This is a genomic window from Rossellomorea sp. NRS-1567, from assembly GCF_050467885.1.
Classification (GTDB): Bacteria; Bacillota; Bacilli; order Bacillales; family Bacillaceae_B; genus Rossellomorea; species Rossellomorea aquimaris_C.
In genome coordinates, this window is sequence record NZ_JBITPL010000002.1 from 129,055 (window position 1) to 147,768 (window position 18,714).

Annotated in this window: 16 protein-coding genes and 1 riboswitch; of the genes, 5 read left to right on the forward strand and 11 right to left on the reverse strand. The window is 39.3% G+C overall.

Annotated features, from left to right (window positions below):
* Positions 1 to 76 precede the first annotated feature (76 nt).
* Together ACIFOD_RS02320 and ACIFOD_RS02325 are read left to right on the forward strand one after the other, a co-directional pair.
* Positions 77 to 1,102 carry an acyltransferase family protein gene (locus ACIFOD_RS02320; RefSeq protein WP_430313331.1) on the forward strand — a complete coding sequence of 342 codons (1,026 nt, stop codon included), beginning with the start codon at positions 77 to 79 and terminating at the stop codon, positions 1,100 to 1,102.
* A gap of 340 nt (positions 1,103 to 1,442) precedes the next feature.
* Positions 1,443 to 3,173, forward strand: a complete 1,731-nt coding sequence (locus tag ACIFOD_RS02325; RefSeq protein WP_430313332.1) for a B12-binding domain-containing radical SAM protein — start codon at positions 1,443 to 1,445, stop codon at positions 3,171 to 3,173.
* A 26-nt stretch (positions 3,174 to 3,199) separates the two neighbouring features.
* Here ACIFOD_RS02325 and ACIFOD_RS02330 read toward each other — a convergent pair whose 3' ends face one another.
* Both ACIFOD_RS02330 and ACIFOD_RS02335 read right to left on the reverse strand, forming a co-directional pair.
* Complete coding sequence (locus ACIFOD_RS02330; protein ID WP_258549568.1) at positions 3,200 to 3,325, reverse strand: hypothetical protein; 126 nt, start codon at positions 3,323 to 3,325, stop codon at positions 3,200 to 3,202.
* Positions 3,325 to 3,486: a hypothetical protein gene (locus ACIFOD_RS02335; protein WP_324747899.1), complete on the reverse strand. Its 162-nt coding sequence runs from the start codon at positions 3,484 to 3,486 to the stop codon at positions 3,325 to 3,327. Before ACIFOD_RS02335 ends, ACIFOD_RS02330 begins: the two co-directional genes overlap by 1 nt.
* A 164-nt stretch (positions 3,487 to 3,650) precedes the next feature.
* Between ACIFOD_RS02335 and ACIFOD_RS02340 the strand changes: the two genes are divergently transcribed.
* Positions 3,651 to 4,175, forward strand: coding sequence for a CBO0543 family protein (locus ACIFOD_RS02340; protein ID WP_430313333.1), 525 nt, complete (start codon positions 3,651 to 3,653; stop codon positions 4,173 to 4,175).
* A 27-nt stretch (positions 4,176 to 4,202) separates the two neighbouring features.
* On the opposite strand, the gene ACIFOD_RS02345 is transcribed toward ACIFOD_RS02340, so the two are convergent.
* A complete protein-coding gene (locus ACIFOD_RS02345) occupies positions 4,203 to 5,555 on the reverse strand; it encodes a TrkH family potassium uptake protein (protein ID WP_430313334.1) in 1,353 nt (450 codons plus the stop codon).
* Between the two features lie 265 nt (positions 5,556 to 5,820).
* Here ACIFOD_RS02345 and ACIFOD_RS02350 point away from each other — a divergent pair, with 265 nt between their 5' ends.
* Positions 5,821 to 6,021 (forward strand): alpha/beta-type small acid-soluble spore protein, encoded by a 201-nt coding sequence (locus ACIFOD_RS02350; protein WP_044337619.1) that lies wholly within the window; start codon positions 5,821 to 5,823, stop codon positions 6,019 to 6,021.
* A gap of 79 nt (positions 6,022 to 6,100) precedes the next feature.
* Here the strand turns inward: ACIFOD_RS02350 and ACIFOD_RS02355 are convergent, their stop codons facing one another.
* The 7 genes from ACIFOD_RS02355 to ACIFOD_RS02385 form a co-directional block, all read right to left on the reverse strand.
* Complete coding sequence (locus ACIFOD_RS02355) at positions 6,101 to 7,162, reverse strand: anti-sigma factor domain-containing protein (RefSeq protein WP_430313335.1); 1,062 nt, start codon at positions 7,160 to 7,162, stop codon at positions 6,101 to 6,103.
* Between the two features lie 14 nt (positions 7,163 to 7,176).
* Positions 7,177 to 7,932: an RNA polymerase sigma factor SigI gene (sigI, locus tag ACIFOD_RS02360; protein WP_430313336.1), complete on the reverse strand. Its 756-nt coding sequence runs from the start codon at positions 7,930 to 7,932 to the stop codon at positions 7,177 to 7,179.
* Positions 7,933 to 8,130: 198 nt separating this feature from the next.
* A complete protein-coding gene (locus ACIFOD_RS02365; protein WP_430313337.1) occupies positions 8,131 to 9,297 on the reverse strand; it encodes a hypothetical protein in 1,167 nt (388 codons plus the stop codon).
* Positions 9,298 to 9,508: 211 nt separating this feature from the next.
* Positions 9,509 to 10,297, reverse strand: coding sequence for a TerC family protein (locus ACIFOD_RS02370; protein WP_397553817.1), 789 nt, complete (start codon positions 10,295 to 10,297; stop codon positions 9,509 to 9,511).
* Positions 10,298 to 10,395: 98 nt separating this feature from the next.
* Positions 10,396 to 10,493: riboswitch (yybP-ykoY riboswitch) on the reverse strand.
* A 63-nt stretch (positions 10,494 to 10,556) separates the two neighbouring features.
* Entirely contained in the window at positions 10,557 to 11,018 is a 462-nt protein-coding gene (locus tag ACIFOD_RS02375; RefSeq protein WP_430313338.1) for a hypothetical protein, read from the reverse strand.
* A gap of 186 nt (positions 11,019 to 11,204) precedes the next feature.
* Entirely contained in the window at positions 11,205 to 12,293 is a 1,089-nt protein-coding gene (locus tag ACIFOD_RS02380; protein WP_430313339.1) for an SDR family oxidoreductase, read from the reverse strand.
* 126 nt (positions 12,294 to 12,419) lie between these two features.
* Positions 12,420 to 15,509: an efflux RND transporter permease subunit gene (locus ACIFOD_RS02385; RefSeq protein WP_430313340.1), complete on the reverse strand. Its 3,090-nt coding sequence runs from the start codon at positions 15,507 to 15,509 to the stop codon at positions 12,420 to 12,422.
* 196 nt (positions 15,510 to 15,705) lie between these two features.
* On the opposite strand from ACIFOD_RS02385, the gene ACIFOD_RS02390 reads away from it, so the two are divergent.
* Positions 15,706 to 16,578: a hypothetical protein gene (locus ACIFOD_RS02390; protein WP_430313341.1), complete on the forward strand. Its 873-nt coding sequence runs from the start codon at positions 15,706 to 15,708 to the stop codon at positions 16,576 to 16,578.
* Between the two features lie 667 nt (positions 16,579 to 17,245).
* Here the strand turns inward: ACIFOD_RS02390 and nhaC are convergent.
* Positions 17,246 to 18,652 (reverse strand): Na+/H+ antiporter NhaC, encoded by a 1,407-nt coding sequence (nhaC, locus tag ACIFOD_RS02395; protein ID WP_430313342.1) that lies wholly within the window; start codon positions 18,650 to 18,652, stop codon positions 17,246 to 17,248.
* Between the last annotated feature and the right edge of the window lie 62 nt (positions 18,653 to 18,714).

Below are 18,714 nucleotides of genomic sequence, written 5' to 3' on the forward strand. Positions count from 1 at the left end.
GAAATTCATGTTTTACTCATTGTATCCTAGGGTAAGAATGAATTAGGATAAATCTATTCTAAGAGATGGTGAAGATATGAAACAGCGTGACTATTACTTCGACAATGCCAAATTCATTTTGATCTTCCTGGTTGTATTTGGACATTTGATCCGGTCCTATATAGAAAGCGATCCCTTTATCCTTTCTCTGTACAAAACGCTTTACACCTTCCACATGCCAGCCTTCATTCTTGTGGCAGGGTTTTTCGCAAAAGGATTTTATAAAAAGGGATATATTCAAAAACTGGCGAAAAAGTTAATACTTCCTTACCTTGTGTTTCAATTGATTTACACGGTGTATTACTATTTTCTTTATCAGAAATCAACATTTGAAGTGGATCCACTTAATCCGCACTGGTCATTATGGTTTCTCATCAGCTTATTCTGTTGGAACGCATTATTGTATGTTTTCATCAAGTGGTTTAAGTTCAAGCCCGCCGTCGGTTTGACAATCGCTTTTTCCATCGGGCTGCTTGTAGGATTTGCTGATGTAATTTCAAACTATCTAAGCCTGTCCAGAACATTTGTTTTCTTTCCGATTTTCCTGATGGGCTATTATTTGGATAAGGAGCACTTCGAATATTTTAAAACGAGTAAAGCTCGTATAGTGGCAGGTACATTATTTGTTCTCGTATTTTTAGGAATGTATTTCATCCCTGAATTCTCCGATAAATGGTTACTTGGCTCTAAGCCGTATGGAGACTTCGAAGGGAACAACACCATTAGTTTAGCAGTCAGGGCATTTGTTTACCTGCTGAACGTTGTGATGGTCTTTAGCTTCTTTACCTTTGTCCCTACGAAAAGAAGGTTCTTCACTAAATGGGGCAAAAATACGCTATATGTATACTTGCTGCACGGCTTTCTTATCCGATTATTCCGGGAAAGCCAGCTGAAGGATACCATTGATCCCACTACGAGTTTATTAGTCTTACTCGGTGTATCATTGGTTCTGACAATGATTTTTTCGACAAAATTTTTCACAAGCATAACGCAACCGATAGTGGAGTTTAAATCAACCAAACTACAGAAACTTCTTTCAAAAAGAGAAATGAAAACAAGATAATCCTCACTAGAAAGGGCTGACCCAATAGCAGACACGGGTCAGTCCCTTTTCATGAGTATCTATTCTCTTAAGGTATACATCGATTCATCCTTCTACACAATTTTCAATAAACTAACTATTTTATTATACTATTCGTAACTTTTCCTTAAATTCCTTCTAATACTTACAATAAATTTAAATTCATTCCAGACAAACATTGAGCTTTCTCTCTTCCTTAGATAAAATGATAATCAGTACGGTTTGTATTAGATGTACGAACAACTCGTATATGTTGGAAAATATGGTTTACAATGGTTCACATGGCTCATCCATGTGAGGTTAGTATAAAAGGAGCTTATTTATGAAGAAAGTCGTTTTAAGTACGTTAAATGCAAAATATATTCACACCAATCTGGCCATTCGTTGTCTGAAGGCCTTTGCAGAGCCCGAACATGAGATAGAACTGGCTGAATACACCATTAAGGATCCCACCCTTAACATCGCTAGTGACTTGTTCTCGAAAAAACCTGATATTATAGGATTCAGCTGTTACATTTGGAATATCGAAGAGACGATCAAAGTGATCAAGATCCTTCGCAAAATCCTGCCTGAAGTTACCATTGTCCTGGGAGGTCCGGAAGTCACATATGATGTTCCCTACTGGTTGGAGCGGCTGGAAGACGTTGACTTTATCGTGATCGGTGAAGGGGAAGAATCCTTTAAGCAGTTATTGGATGAACTGAATGGTGACAGGGACTTTTCAAAGGTCCATGGAGTGGCTTACTTAGCAGATGGAAAGCCGGTCATCAAGCCACAGCAGAATAAAATTGATTTAAGGGAAGTACCTTCACCGTTTCGCTTTCAAGAAGACCTGCCTCAATTGGGTAAAAGGGTTACGTATATCGAGACAAGCAGGGGTTGTCCATTTCGTTGTCAATTCTGTCTCTCTTCGATCGAAGTAGGTGTACGTTACTTTGACAGAGAAAAGGTAAAAGATGACATTCGATTCTTAATGAAAAATGGCGCAAAAACCATTAAATTTGTGGATCGTACGTTCAATATCAGCCGTAGCTATGCCATGGAAATGTTTCAATTTCTAATCGACGAACACTTACCTGGAACCGTCTTTCAATTTGAAATCACAGCCGATATCATGAGACCCGAAGTCATTGAATTCCTGAACGAAAATGCCCCAGCAGGGTTATTTCGCTTTGAAATTGGAATCCAATCAACAAATGACGAAACGAATGATCTTGTGATGAGAAAACAAAATTACTCGAAACTGACAAGAACCGTTACGATGGTCAAGGATGGAGGAAAGATCGATCAGCATCTGGATTTGATTGCCGGTCTGCCTGAAGAGGATTACAATTCATTCCGGAAAACCTTCAATGATGTATTTGAACTGCGTCCAGAGGAACTTCAATTAGGATTCCTGAAGATGCTTCGCGGTACAGGCTTAAGGATTCGTGCCAACGATCATCAATATACGTACATGGACCATTCACCTTATGAAATCCTCGGGAACAATGTATTATCCTTTGATGATATCGTTAGAATCAAACAGGTTGAAGATGTATTAGAAAAGTATTGGAACGATCATCGTATGGACCGGACGATCGAATATCTGGTGACCGAATGCTTTGAAACACCATTTGATTTCTTCCAACTATTCGGCTCCTACTGGGAAAATCGTGGTTGGTCAAGAATCGGACATCAACTGGAGGATTTGTTTAAAAGACTGCATGAGTTCTTATTTACAGAGACAAGCTACAACATTTCGATTATTGAAGGTCTAATGAAACTGGATTATTTGGAGAATCAGAAGTACAAACCAAGAAAGCCTTGGTGGACACATGAACTGACGAAAGAAGAAAGGTCTGCTATTTATCAAACCTTGCTGTCACAACCATCTATCGCAGGTGAATCTTTCGCTCGACTAAACTTAAATGAAAAAGAATTGTATAAGCATACACTCCTTGAAACGATTCTGTCGAAGGATGGACAAGATCAGTTTGTATTAGCTTATTTTGAGCCAGCCTCAGGCCAATCTACCGTATTTGAGTTTGACCGACAATCTGTTTCACTATAAACAAGAAAAAATGTTAAGCGAACCGCTTAACATTTTTTCTTGTTTTCTTTTGCTTTTGGCTGTTTTTGTGTCACTTCCAGAATCTTAGCCGCATTAACATCTCCAAATTCCTGACCAAATTCTTCACGGAAAGATTGTTTTTTATCCTTCATCAGCTTCTGCCCTTCATCCCTTTAGAAGAGTTTCTATTCTTTCCCTTCGCTGGATCTTCTCCTTGTGAGAATTCAGCGGAGAATTCTGCCTCTTGCTTATTCTTTAAAGGTGTTTGATTGTTCTTTTCAGCAGCATTATACTGAGCTTTACGTTTCATCATTAACTCATCTCCTTTGTATCCTTACTTTCCCCACCCGATACTCTTTCCATTCCAAAAGAAATATGATTTTGGCTGCGAAAGGTATTCCATTACTAGAAGAAAAAGTCTGAATAAATGAAGCATTTAACCAAAAACTATGCAAAAATGCTAAATGAGGATATAACATGATACTTGTCTTCTTATTTTGTTACGCTCTACTTGGATGGAAATTCGGGAATTGGAAAGATTTTTACAGCTATTATCCAACATTGTTGTTTTTTATTATTGGAGATCTACTTTCACAGTTTCTTTTGTATGACTACTCTATGTGGAAATTCCATGCGATTACAGCATTCGGGGATCACATCAGCCTGAATCATACGATCATTTCCCTATGTAAAATGGTTGTTCAATACACCTCAACCATTTCCATCTTTATCGGCAGGCTCCCCTCGTCATACCGGGGAAAAATAGCCTGGATACTATTGTGGACGGGTATTTATGGTGTGACGGAAGGCTTGTCCCATTTACTTGGAATGATGACCTATCACAATGGCTGGCATTTGGGATGGGATATCCTATTTAATATCATGATGTTCACCGTACTCATTGTTCATCATAAAAACCCGTTGGTAGGATGGATTATATCCTTCCCCATCATTCTCTTCCTTTGGATTTACTTTGATGTCCCCTATTCTGTGCTCAAATAAAAAAACGATGCGGCATGCATCGTTTTTCTATCCAATAATGACCCTTTCCTTTGGATAATGATATTTGGTTGTTTTTTCTTTTCCACCTATCATAAACAAGAAGGATAGAATGCCGACACGTCCTATAAACATGAGTGCTATAATCACGCTCTTTCCAATTGTAGAAAGATCAGAAGTGATTCCCAATGATAAACCTGTGGTTCCAAAGGCTGAAGCTACTTCAAATATTATTTCAATAAGACTGTGGTCTTCTGTAATCGTTAGGATAACCACCGACACAAAACACATAAGGATGGCCACCATCGTAACGACTAGGGACTTGATGATGTCCTGTTCGTGTACTTCTCTCCTAAAGACCTTGATCGTTTTATTGCCCCTGGCGAAGTGGAATAAGAACAAAATATTCAGGGCAAAGGTTGTTGTCCTAATTCCCCCACCTACTGAACTTGGAGATGCCCCAATGAACATTAACGCACTCAATACCAGTAATGTAGGAGTTGAAAACTCTGCTACATTCATGGTAGCAAGCCCTCCACTCCTCGTCGATGAAGATTGAAAGAGGGAGTAAAAGAAAGATTCATGCCAAGTCATACCTGAAAAAAATCGATCATACTCGAACAACCATATAACCAACGTACCGAAAATTAATAATATACCGAATGTAATGGTCGTAATTTTAGTGAATAATGAGAAATGATGTTTGCTTCTTTGCTTGTTCAATAAAAAGTCTTTTGTCTCGATTAATACCGGAAATCCAATTGCTCCTAAAGTGAGTAAGATGATCGTGATGAATTGGACAAAATAGTCATTTTTAAAAGGTATGAGTGACTGACCAGTTATATCAAAACCAGCGTTAGTCGTCGCACTTACTGAGGCAAATAGTCCTTGTGTAAATGCTTCCTGCCAGCTTGGATAATAACTCAGGAAATAGCCCCCTAATATAAACGCACCGACTAATTCAATCACAATAATGAGTAATAATATTTGTTTTAATAGATGAACAAGACCCGACAGGTTGGATTGATTTTGATCCATCATAATCAATCGTCGTTCTTTCAAACCAATTTTCTTTCCTACCAAGAGCCAGAAAAAAGTTCCAAGGGTCATGATTCCAATTCCACCGAACTGTAAAACAAATATCAATAAGAAAATCCCTACTGTGTTAAACGTATCCGCAGTACTAACAACCGTCAAGCCGGTTACGCTCACGGCACTGACGGAAGTGAAAATAGCATCAATAAAACTCCACTCTGCCCCGGGTTTATGGGCAAATGGTAAGCTCAAAAGAATCGTTGCCACAGTTACAGCGATAAGATAGAAGGTCACAATGACTTGAGCTGGAGTCAATTTATTCAAGTTTAATCTAAGTTTATACCACATATCTGTTTTTCCCTTTCAAGGTTATTTCCTTTTCTATCTTAATGAATATGTACGAAGAATGAAAGGAAAAATGGGTAATTTCCTATATGTTTATTCTTTCTTTAAGGAAAGCAGCTTAAACCACCAAGTATCAGTGATTCATTTCCTCCCATACAAACTATACAATTTCGGCGAAATATTACCATTCATGTTCGAAGAAATAAGACAAATAATAGTACTACAGAAACATCATTGTTTCAAGTCTACTACTAAGGAGGAAACAACCATGGCTAGAAGCAGTAATAAATTACTCGTTCCTGGTGTTGAACAATACCTTGATCAAGTGAAATATGAAATCGCTCAAGAGTTTGGTGTGACACTCGGATCAGATACAGTAGCTCGCTCTAACGGATCCGTTGGAGGAGAAATTACAAAACGACTGGTTAAACAAGCTCAATCTCAACTTTCCGGACAACAAACTAAATAATATTGGCTTGGGGTAGCTGGACTCACCAGCTACCCCTTATAAATGAGAACGACCCATTTAATAAATGGGTCGCTGTTTATTAGTCTTTATCTTTTTTATTCTCTTTTCTTTCTTGATGATCATTTTTCTTTTCTTCGTTATTCTTTTCGTGATTATCACGGTTTTCTTTGCCTCTGGTTTGATCTTTATCACCCTGTTTAGAAGAACCATTGTGTTTCCCATTGGACTCATTCCATTTGTGGTGGTCAGAGGAATTGATTTTGCCCTGGGACTGTGCAGGTTTTTCTTGAGGCTTATTTTCATTTGAAAGAGGTTTATTATTTTTTGGATGGTTCTCAGGTTTTGATGGTTTCTGCTTCTTCTCTTCAGATGGTAACTCCACATTTTGATTCTCGACCTTTGAATTCTCCTCTTTCTTCATTCCCTCTTTGAGCACATCTTGCTCTTTACTATCCTCTATAGGATCCCCTGCTGGTTTCGGTTTTTCAACTTTTTCAGTTTCCCGTAATAAAGACCCAGCAGTCATTCCTTTATCAGAAGCTTCTTTTCTCATTTCCTGCGATGTTTCTTTCACCGTAATGTTCATGTTGTGGTCTGTGCTGTATTCTTGAACAAACTTATTTATTTCAGCAACCAAATCATCTTCACGCTGATCATTTGAATCCTCAATAAATGAAGAGGTGATGAGAACATTCTGATTTTCTTTTAAATATCCCATTTCTTCACATAAGAGGAAGATTTCCTCTGTTACTTCACTTACATCCATGTTTTCCCAGTCAGCTAACTCTTTTAGAAGCACTTTGGCATCTTGATTGTAAGGGGTAATCTTGATCACCTGTTGTTTTTCATTCAGTGTCAATTCCATACTTGGGTTGATATCGACAGACACATAGGCATATGCCTGGTTATTCTGTAAGAAACCACTTGAAAACAGGGTGAGGATGATGATTATAGTTGTTAATAATGCAGTCGATACTTTCCAATTCCATTTAATAGATGGTTTGGCGATAGCAGTTTCATGATGCAAAGGAAAGAAAGGAATTTCATCTCCTATTGTATAATGTTGATTGGGCTGCCTTCTTCCCGTCAGAAATTCCCCTTCTGACGTCATCATAACGAGGATATCACGTCTAATTTCCATAATAATCCCATTTTTCATATCTCTAACCGCCCTTTTAAGTAATCCCGTAAATACACATAATCTCCAATAAGAATAAGAGTAATGGCAATAATATATTTTCTATTTCTCTCAATTGTTTTTCTACTAACGTTTACCTGTTTCTCTAATTTTTTTATGGGTAATCGTTTCTTTTCAAGGAGGTACTCCAATAATTCCTTGGAATTCACCACCGTTTTAGCAATGTCAATGGCATTCAGTCTGGCATCTTCATGCTTAGGTGATTGTTCGACCAGCTCATGGAAGGATAATTTGAAGTGAGAAAGATGTTCTTGGAAGGAGATGATCTCTTCACGCCTCTTCTTTCCTTCTTGCTGCTTTCCATATTCTTCAACAGAAACGATTTGCTCGATTGTTAAATTCGGGGTCTCTTCATCGTCCTCAACCAGACTCATGTCGATGCTCACATCCTGATACCTTCCGTTTTTTCTGATATAATCTATTACTTTCCGTTTGATGATTACTTCAGAAAAACTAATGATGGATGACCCTCGCTGATGATTATATTTTAAGATAGCGTCATGAAAGGCAATAAGACCGATGCTGAATTCATCATCACTTTCATAGATATACCGCTTGCAGACTGAAGATACCGTCTTTTTTATAAATGGCTTATAGTCTTCCAGAACTATGTTCAGTAATTGTTCATCACCATTTTGTACTCGTATCGCCATGTCTTCGAGCGTTTGTTTCTTCTTTTGTTTGGCTAGTAAAATTAGTAATACATTTAGCATCAGTCTCACTCCATCCTGCACACTATTATACTCATATGAAGTTGATATTAAAAGGATAATAGAGAGGAAGGGGTACTGCTTAAGTAATCTTTACAGATGCACTCAACTCAGCAAATGAAGTATCACTTTAAGTTCAGCATCCCCTTCGAGACTGACGAATCATTAGTTTCAGCCTATCCTGAAGCTATTGCTCTATACTTAGTCTTTATTGTGACCCTTGCCGTTTTCTTTTCCGCTTTTACTGTTCTGACCCTGTTGTTCCTTCTGTTTTGAAGCTGGCTGATGCTGTTTCTTTTCTTCTTTAACATCATGACGAGCTTGTTTTTCCTCGTTTTTCATTTGTTTACGAACTTCTTTTGCTTCTTTTTTCTCTTGCTTTTGTTGTTCCTTTAATTCTTTTTTTGCTTCTTTTTCTACATGCTTAGCTTTTACTGGAGCAGTCTTTGCTGCTTGAGGAGATTCCTGAGTTGTATTTTCAGCTGCATTCTCATCATTTGTTGTATCGGTTGGTGCTGGTTCCTCGACTGGTGTTTCAGGGTCTTCCACTACCAATTCATTGGATTCTGTTTCTTCTTGAGCATTTGCTTTTTTCGCCCATTTCTCTTCAAGTTTTGCAAGCTTTTCGGCTAATTTCATATAACTTTCTTCAATATTTTTTTGAAGGGCGGCTTTCGCTTTAGGGTTCTTCACTTTCTCGAGATTAGCTTGAAGTGCAATGATATTTTGTGACATTAATTCTTCCATTTGAGTCATTTCATCCGATTTTACTTCGGAATCTGATTCTTCTACAGTTTCTTCTTCATTACTTTCTTTGGTTTCTTCAGTTTCAATGTTTTCCTCTTCAGTATTCGATTCATCTGTGGTTTCGTCCGCTGACTCTTCCATTGAATTATCGTCAGAAGCTTCTTCGTTCTTACCGTGTGATGATTCGTCTCCAGAACGTTGAATCATTTCAATAGCATGATTGATTGCTTCGATGGCTTCCTCTTCTTTTCCTTCTTCAAATAAAGCTTCTACTTCAGCAAGCCTTTCTGCTGCATACTCTGCAAGTAATTTTGCTTCTTTCGCATCATCCATCGTAAAGGCAAGCTTCACTTTCTCTAAAGCAAGCTTAGCAAAATAGAAGAAATCACCAGGAAGTAATGATGGGGTTTCAGTCTTTTCCAGTTTTTCAATTTCTTTTTTAGCAGAATCAATCATGGCTTCGTCATTCACTGCAACGCCTGTACTGCCCTTTTGCTCAATTGTAACCGTATCGAACGTTTTTTCATCGTCATTCGCATAAGCCAATGAACCTGAAAAGCTAATAGATCCTGCTACTAATACAGCTAAAGATGATTTCATTAATTTGGATTTTTTTGTCATATGTACACCTCGGAAGTTAAAGTTTTATTGGTCGATCGATCGCCTTATTAAAGGAGTTACGTTAAGAGAATTTTTTTTGAGGGGGTTTATACAAATTTAAATTGAAAAAGTTCTTAAGGAGGGACTGAATGGTACAGGAGAGGTAGACATATGATTTTTCATAGTAAAAAAGCTAACGTGAATTTTTCTCACGTTAGCTTTCGATTTTTCTTTATTCGGCTTTGGCTTCTTTGGCTTCTTCTTTGGCTTCTTCCTGTTTTGCTTTCTTTCGTGATAATAAATATCCTCCAACTGATAAAAGGATTAAAACGGTCCAGAAGACGAGCTTCCATGGCTTCGATTCAGGAAAATGATGATCCAGGATCGCCACATCAGGATGAGCAAGCGTAAAGACAGCCAGCTTCACCCCAACCCAACCAACAATTAAAAACGCCGCTGATTCCAATGTAGGATATTTCTCCAATAGCTTCACAAACCAAGTTGCAGCAAATCGCATGATCACCAAGCCGATGATTCCACCAAGGAACATGACGATAAACTGACCTCCATCAATTCCACCGACATCAAACCATCCGGTTGGCTGCAAAGTAACCGCTAAAGCTACGGCAGCTAACATGGAGTCAACTGCAAAGGCGATGTCTGCTAGCTCTACCTTCAATACCGTCGTCCAGAAACCTGAGCCCTTGTTTGACTCTGACTCGACAATTCCCGTATCTTTCCTCTTTTTAACGAAATGATGAATCGACACATAGAATAAATAAATGGCCCCGATGGCTTGAACCTGCCATACATTCACTAAGAACGAAATGAGGAATAGTGCAGCAAATCTAAATACAAAAGCTCCCAGCAGACCATAAAAGAGTGCTTTCTTTCTTTGCTCTACCGGCAGATGTTTAACCATGACTGCCATAACAACTGCATTATCGGCAGCCAGAATTCCTTCCAGACCAACAAGGATGAGCAGCACCCAACCATATTCCAATAACATTGAAGCATCCATTAATGTAAGTCCCTCCTATTTACACAGTTAGTTTTCCAATAGGCAAGGATTTTTATAAAATAAAAAGACCCTTGCCTAAAAAAGGCAAAGGTCTTGCTGAGCATAATCATTATGCCAACAAAGCCGATGGAGTAATCCATGAACTGACGACTTTGTTTAGGTATGACACCTATAGCTACTCCCCTTTGACAGGTAGAAAACGTTTAAGTTGTATAGCCATATCTTACCTCATGAATGACGTTTCGTAAAGAGATAAAACTTATTGGATCCGGATTAGGATTGATCGAATGATCAGCCCAAGTACCACTCCTGGAATCACAAACAACATCGGCAAAAAGACAGGTCCTATAAATTCACCAAATAAATATACCTTCGGAGAGTACATCAAGCCAACGGTCACCATATAAGCAGACATGACAAAAGGTAAAAATATATAAGGTTCTTCCTTTGTTTGAGCAAGCTTATAAGCATCCCACATGGCAAACATATATAGACAAGGATAAAACATCAACCATTGATAATCGATTACAGAAGCTGCTTTATGGGTTTCCCCTAAAAAACTATACATGATCCCTTGATTGAAATTACTTTGGACATTGATGATAATCTCAAGAAGCACAAATAACGTTCCCTTAAACCAAAGTCCAACCAATAATTGCGGAAAACCAGGAAGAGCAATGCTCCATAGAATTCCTTCTAATTTTGTAATAGAAGTTTTCATGGGCATCCCAGCAATTGGCGTTGAAGTGAATGAATGATAGGATGTATGTACCGGATCGAATCTTGCGTAAGGGAAAATGACATCTCGAGAATCCTCCTATTGATGCTTCTCTCATTATTTTTACCATTTCCCTCCCAATTATTACGAGGATTAAGACACTATCTGACAATCTTCATGAATACGTCCTTAATTAATCTTTACATGTAATTTTTCGTTAGAAGAATGTTCAAGATAAAATTCAACCATTTTTTCAATTTGACTTGAGAGGGTTGGGCATTGAATGTGAGACCCTCTTAAGTCTTCTTGGGCATATTGACAATTAAACCTTCCTTCAAGTGTAAAATAATCAAGCGCTTCACGTTCAACCTTCAAATATCTGCGTACAAACCGAAAGCCCAGTGCCCAATTGGAAAGAGACAAGGGAACTCTTCCCCGAGGCTGTTTCTTGTACATATGCCATAGAATCTGTTCATACACTTCCTTTACCGTCACTGGTTGTGGATCGGTAAGGTGATAGGTTTTTCCTGTTCCGATCTCTTCATGGCCGAGGTATATCGAAGCTCGGACGACATATTCGACAGGAACGATATTGATGAGGGCATTTCCTTCTCCGAGAAAGGGTATCCAGGGTAAAAAGGATAATCGCTTAAACATATTCATAATAAAATACGGACCATCAAACTTAACTGTCTCACCCGTCTTTGAACTTCCTTTAACGATACCCGGACGGATGATCGTAATCGGCAGGACTCCCTTTAGTTCCGCAACGTATACCTCTGCTTCATACTTTGTCTGTTCGTAGAAATTATTAAAGCTGTCAGGATACAGAAGCTCCTTCTCATAAACCTCTCCTTTACGTGTACCGGCCACAAACGCAGTAGAGAAATAAACATATCTCTTTAATCGGTGAAGAGTTTTACAGAAAGAATTAACGTGTCGTGTTCCCTCGACGTTTACTATATAGGCAAGATTTTCAGGCACGGCAAGATCATAGATGGCAGCTAAGTGCCAGACATACTCCACTGTTTCGCGTATTTCAGCTATGTTCCCTTCTGACATTCCAAGATCTGGCTGGGTAATGTCCCCCTGCACTAAAATGAGGTCGGTTCCCCTATTTCCTGCAAGCTTACCGGCTAATACCTCTGCTTCTTCAGTCATAGTGGCCAAATGAAGCAAGTAGATCGATGATGCCTTCTCTTGACTAATTAGTTCTTCCACAATATTAAGACTCAAAAATCCTGGAAACCCCGTGATTAAATAGTTCCCTTTCTTCATATCGATTCCCCCCGCCAAGGACTGCTTTCAAAATGGGTAATAAAAAAAGCTAACCTGCAGTCTAAGGTACCTGCTCGATATGAGGAGATGACTACTTAGCTGTCAGGTTGGCTCGTTTGACTTTGACTATTCTTTATTACCGTATGCTGCACGATTTCTCTTCATTCTTCTCGTTTCCTTATCAAAGAAACTGTATACGATCGGAATGACATAAATCGTTAACAGTGTGCTGCTTATTAACCCACCAATGACTGCTATACCCATCGGCTGATTGATCTCAGTACCTTCCCCGAGTCCCAGGGCAAGAGGTAACAAGCCAAGTATAGTCGTCAATGCGGTCATTAATATCGGCCGTGCCCGGTCTTGAACAGCTTCAACAATACTATCAAAGCTATTGATTCCTGACTCTTTACGCTGGTTGATGTAATCGACAATCACAATCGCATTGTTAACAACAATGCCTGCCAGGACAATGACACCAATGATCGCTGAAATGCTTATAGGTGTTTGAGTTACCGCCAGCGCTATTGCGACCCCGATGACCATGAGCGGCACTGTAAACATAATGACGAATGGATATTTAAACGATTCAAACTGTGCAGCCATGACCATATACACAAGAACAATTGCCAGTCCAAGTGCCAGTGCCATATCGTCAATGGAGTCTTCCAGTAACTCCCTGTCACCACTGAATGAAACCAATGTCTCGTTCGGAAGTTCCAGAGATTCTATCTTCTCATCCACAGCTTTCGAGATTGCCCCGAGATTGGTGGACGAAGAATACTTCAAAGTGAATTGAACTGCGTGCTGCTGATCGATTCTCTGTATACTGACAGGACCATCTTCTATCGAAAAATCCACTACAGAATTTAATTGAATATACTTCCCTTGTCCGTTAGGGATAAGTAGTTTCTTCAAAGAGTCCAGATTCTCCGTAATATTACGGTCATATTGTACGAGGACGTTTATGACATCAGACGTCTCTGTAACCATTTGAGTCGCCAATACACCTCGTGTTACATCCTGTACAAGGGTGCCTATCTGAGCTGGTGCCAACCCTTGTTCGAGAGCTTTGTCGCGGTTCACTTTCATTTGGACTTCTTTGACCGTTTCCATTTGATCCGTCGTCACTTCTGAGACGTTTTCCATACCCTTCAAAGAATTGAATAATGCATCGACAGATTGATCCAATCGATTTGGATCTGTATCCCTTAAATTGAACGTCAGGGTTTGAGGGCTAGAACCTGATGTTGACTGAAGATTAAAAGAAATTTCCGATGAATCATTTACCTTTTTCGCAGCTTTTTCTATCTCAGGTTTTACTTCATCTGCAAAAGTGAATATGGATCTCCCACGATCTTCTAAAGGCTTCATTTTCACGTACACTTCAGCAATATTCCCTTTTGAACTTCCTCTAAAGGACTCTTCCTGAGTTGTACCGACCAGGCTTACAAAAACATCGACATCTTTTTCCTTTTCCAGCCTATCTTCAATTGCATTTACAACTTTGTTTGTCTCTTCCACGGATGCTCCATTATCTAATTCGACCCTCATATTGAAAAACCCTTCATCCGTAGGAGGTAAAAACTGTGTTCCTACTGTCGTTAAGCCGAAACCGCCAGCGACCAGAGTGAGTGCCGTAATAAACAGGACGATGAATCGGTGACGAAGGGCCCACTTGATAGATCTGGCAAATGTTTTTCTGCTTTTTGAGCGCCTGCGCTTCGCTTCGAGATTTCCTTTAGGCTTCTTCAATAATCTGCTTGCTAACATCGGGATGACCGTTAAGGCTACAACAAGGGATGCTAATAAGCTAAAAGAAATGGTCAGGGCAAATTCGGTAAATAATTCACCAAGCAAACCTGAAATAAAGACAACAGGTAAAAACACTGCAACTGTTGTTAAAGTAGATGCCGTAATGGCTCCACCCACTTCTTTGGCTCCGATACTCGCAGCCTCTCTCGGTGTTTTCCCAAGAGAAAGGTGCCGATAAATATTTTCAATTACAACAATGGCATTATCCACAAGCATTCCAATTCCAAGGGCAAGTGCTCCGAGAGTCATGATATTCAAAGCAAAATCAGCAAAGAACATTAAGACAAATGTAACGATGACAGAGTATGGAATCGCCACACCAATGATTAACGGACTCTTTACATTCTTCAGGAATAGAAATAGAACAAGCATGGCAAAAGCCCCGCCAATGATAAGGGAATTTGCAATATTTCCTATCGCTTGTGTAATGTAGTCCCCCTGATCAAAGAGAATGTCTGCTTTGATTGATTTGTATTGGTCTTGTTGAAGTAGACGATCCAGCTCATCTTGAAAGGCTTTTGAAACAGAAGCCGTGTTTGCGTCGGATTGTTGTAACACACTAAAAAGGATGGCAGAGTCCTGATTGGCACGAGTGATCGTATTCGTGTCCTGCTGCTTCTTCTCAACAACCGCTACTTCCCCAAGGGTAATCTTCTTACCATTTTGAGGATTCACTTGAAGCACCAATTTTTCCAGTTCATCAACGGACTGTAATTCACTCATAACACGGGTGGTTAAGGTTTGTCCATCAGTTTCTATGGTATCCCCAGGTGATGTTACATTATTTGCTCTAATCGTGTTAATAACGTCAGATTGACTTAGACGATTATCTTTCAGCCTTTGTTGATTTAGTTCAATGACCACTTCATCCTGGAGTGAACCAGAAACGTTTACATTGGCCACTCCTTCAACCCGGGTTAATTCCAATTTCAAATTCTCGGATAGCGTTTTTAAATTACTTTCCTTACCCTCTTCACGCAAAGAGAATTGAATGATAGGAAATTGGGCAGGGTCGAACTTAAGAAACCTGGGATTATCCGCCCCATCTGGAAGCGGAGTTTGATCTATTCTTTGAAGTACATCATTTTCTATCTCATCAATGGAGGTTGTCCATGAAAATTCAAGGAGAATGAAGTTTGAGCCTTCCCTGGAAGTAGATTGGATGTTTTTCATTCCTGGTAAAGTGGACAAGCTCTCTTCCAGTGGTTTTGTCAACTTTTCCACCACTTCTTCAGGACTTGCGCCAGGATAATTAGTCACGACGACCCCAACTGGAGGATTCAGATCAGGAATGAGCTTTAATGGGATTCTGAGGAGGGATACTCCTCCAAGAATAAGTATGAGTAGCATTGTGACAATGGTGAATACAGGACGGCGTATGGAAAAATCACTAATTTTCAAACGGGCGCTCCCCTTTCTATATCTATATCGTTCACTACGGTTCGGAAGCAGTTAATGTTAACTATAGTCTCTTCAGGAAAATCCTTCAATATTAAAGCTGCTCCAATAAAAAATGTTCACAATTTATTCACCTCGATAAATAAATACACCTAATCTGTAAACACTATTTTTATACTGAAACGTTAGGAGCATTAGCATGGCGAATTGGGTTCCATTTGTATTCCTTAGTCTTATCAGCATTATTTTGTTAGTCATAATTGTCGTTAAGAACCGTCATATGTCTGCTCGGATTTTATTATTTTGGCTTTTCATTTCCGGCTTAGCTTATGTATTCGAATATATCATCTTTGTTCTATTCAACAGCTATACGTATCATCCCCATATTTTATCGAATAATTACAATGACAGTGTGTTAGGATCGATTAGTTCTCAGGCCTTTTCAGTGCCGATCGCGCTCACGTATATTGTTGTATATCATTTAAGAGCGACCCGGATTGCCTTGATCATTGGTTTTTTCTTTCTCATTGAAACATGGTTCACCTATTCAAATTTTTACGAACACCATTGGTGGCAATCGTATTACACATCATTTTTCTTAATCATTTCTGTCATCCTGTCTAAAGCGTGGTGGAAACTTCTTGAAGATGATCCTAATCACTATGCACTATTCATTACCTTGTTTTTTGCTCTGTCGACCGTCTCCCTTTCATTTGCCTGGATTCTTTCATCCCTTTTGGAGCTATATATCCTTCCATTGCATCATTTCTCTAATCCTACACGGGACTTGATTGCGGGAAATGCGATGTACATTTGGTTTACCACCTACTTTTATACACTGGTGATCTTCTTTAGAAATAACGATAAGCAATATACATTGTTGACCATCCTTTTCCTGTTAACCATAGAAGTATTCATGGTCCAAGAAGGTGTGTTGCTATTAAAGACCCCGATCATGATGATGGTCCTTCCCCTTTTTCATTTTTCTGTGATTGCAATAGGCGGATATTATTACAATCATCATTTCCCTAATTATGTTGAACTCACACGAAAAGGACTGCCCTCTCGATAATTCATCTTTTTGAAAAAATGCGATGAATGACGAGGACAGTCCTTTTTTATTGGCACTTTTGTTTAAGATTTGCATTTAAGATGAGTGTAGGAAGAATCATGGTCCGTTCCTTTCCGCTCCAGGCACTTGCTTTCCGCGGGGAGGAAGTCAAGCCTCCTCGACGTTCCGTCTGTGGGGTCTCGACCTTTCCTCTATTTCCCGCAGGAGTCAAGTGCCTTCCGCTACAATCCACTCTGTGCTTCTACATTTTGATTCCCTAATAACGGATAAACAACAAAAAAACTCCAATTGTAGATAGGTTGAGCGTTTGTTCCCTAAAACAAACTATCTACAATGGATCATAAAATTAACATCATTATAATAGCTCAGAAATTAGTTATCATTCAATGTTTATCGTTATTGCACACCGAGGATTCAGCTTGTTTTTTTGACACTTTTTAGCTCTGTCACAAAAAACCTCTTAAAGATGGTGAGGGGAACTGTGTAGACTCCTGCGGAAGTACGGTCGTGCCGAGACCCCGTTCAGCTAAGCTGAGGAGGCTCGGCCGAACGCTAGCTGCAAGCGAAGCAGTTCCCCTCACCATCCAACTCACACTAATTGACAGAGCCCAAGCAGACTTTATGTTAATAAACAACAACCTTTGTGAAAAGAGCTTCTTATAAAATGTTAGTTTGATGCAATTGGATTCGTTTCAGTTTGTTCTTTTTCGATGGTCCAGCCGGTAAATCCATATAGAATGGTTATGACGGGAGAAATGAGACAAAAGATAGCGAACGGTAAATACTCTATCGTGGCGACTCCTAATACATCAGTTAAGAATATACCACATACACTCCATGGCACTAACGGGTTAATGACCGTTCCAGCATCCTCCAACGTACGTGATAAGTTCTTGGGATGTAACCCAAGCTTCTTATATTGAGATTGAAAGGCTTCTCCCGTTAAAAGGATGGACAGATACTGTTCCCCTACAACGAGGTTTATACCAATGGCCGATAGAGCCGTTGAAAGAATCGTTCTTCTTCCTGATTGAAGGATCGTTGAAACTTTATTAAGCAACACAGGAATAATACCAAGCTTAAATAATAATCCACCGAGACTTAAAGAGAGAATGACAAGGGAAATCGTAAACATCATGCTGTTCACTCCTCCTCTTGTTAAAAGTGAGTCGATGGATTCCACCCCTGTTTTGGATTCAAATCCTGAAAATAACACCTGAAACAATTCATTCAGCTTCAAGGACCCATGTAAGAACGAAAGACCGATTGAGACAACTATATTGATCGCAAGTGTTAGTAATGCAGGGGTCTTAAATACAATGAGAACAATGAGTAATAATACAGGAACGAGACTGTACCAATGAATCAGACCTGTTTGATCCAATCCTTCCTGTAACGATTTCAGCTGTGTTAAATTAACATCACTTGTTTCCGGTGATAAAAGCCCAAAAACGATGAGTGTAATAATGAATGCAGGGACAGTTGTCCAGGCCATATTACGAATATGAGTAAATAAATCTACCTTCACTATAGAAGAAGCCAGGTTCGTTGTGTCTGATAATGGTGACATCTTATCTCCAAAAAAAGCTCCTGAAACAATCGCTCCTGCAGTGATACTCATTGACAGTCCCATCGCCTCACCAATTCCGATAAGTGCCACACCTATGGTTGCCGCCGTAGTCAATGAACTTCCAATAACGATGCCGCTCAAGGATGTAAGCAAAAACGCAATCGCATAAAAATAATTGGGTGATACAAATTCAAACCCATAAAACATCAATGTGGGAATGGTTCCACTGAGTAACCAACTGCTCACAAGAAGACCAATGAAGAAGAAGAGTAAAATAGCTCCTAAGCCACCTTGTGCCCCAACAATCATTCCCTGTTCAATCTCTTTGAATTTTACCTTGCGACTAAGCCCATACATCATTAAAAAGAAGAGTGATAGGATAATGGGAATGTGAGGGACTGATTCGAGGCCAATAATACTGCCACTGATAATCCCCAGTACAGCGAGCAATATCACTGATGCTTCTATAACCTTTGGTTTGTTTACGCTTTGAATGTTTAACATAGTAACACTTCCTTCTCTAAGGTGAAATTGATGAATGGGAATAGAAAGAACAACAAAAAGAA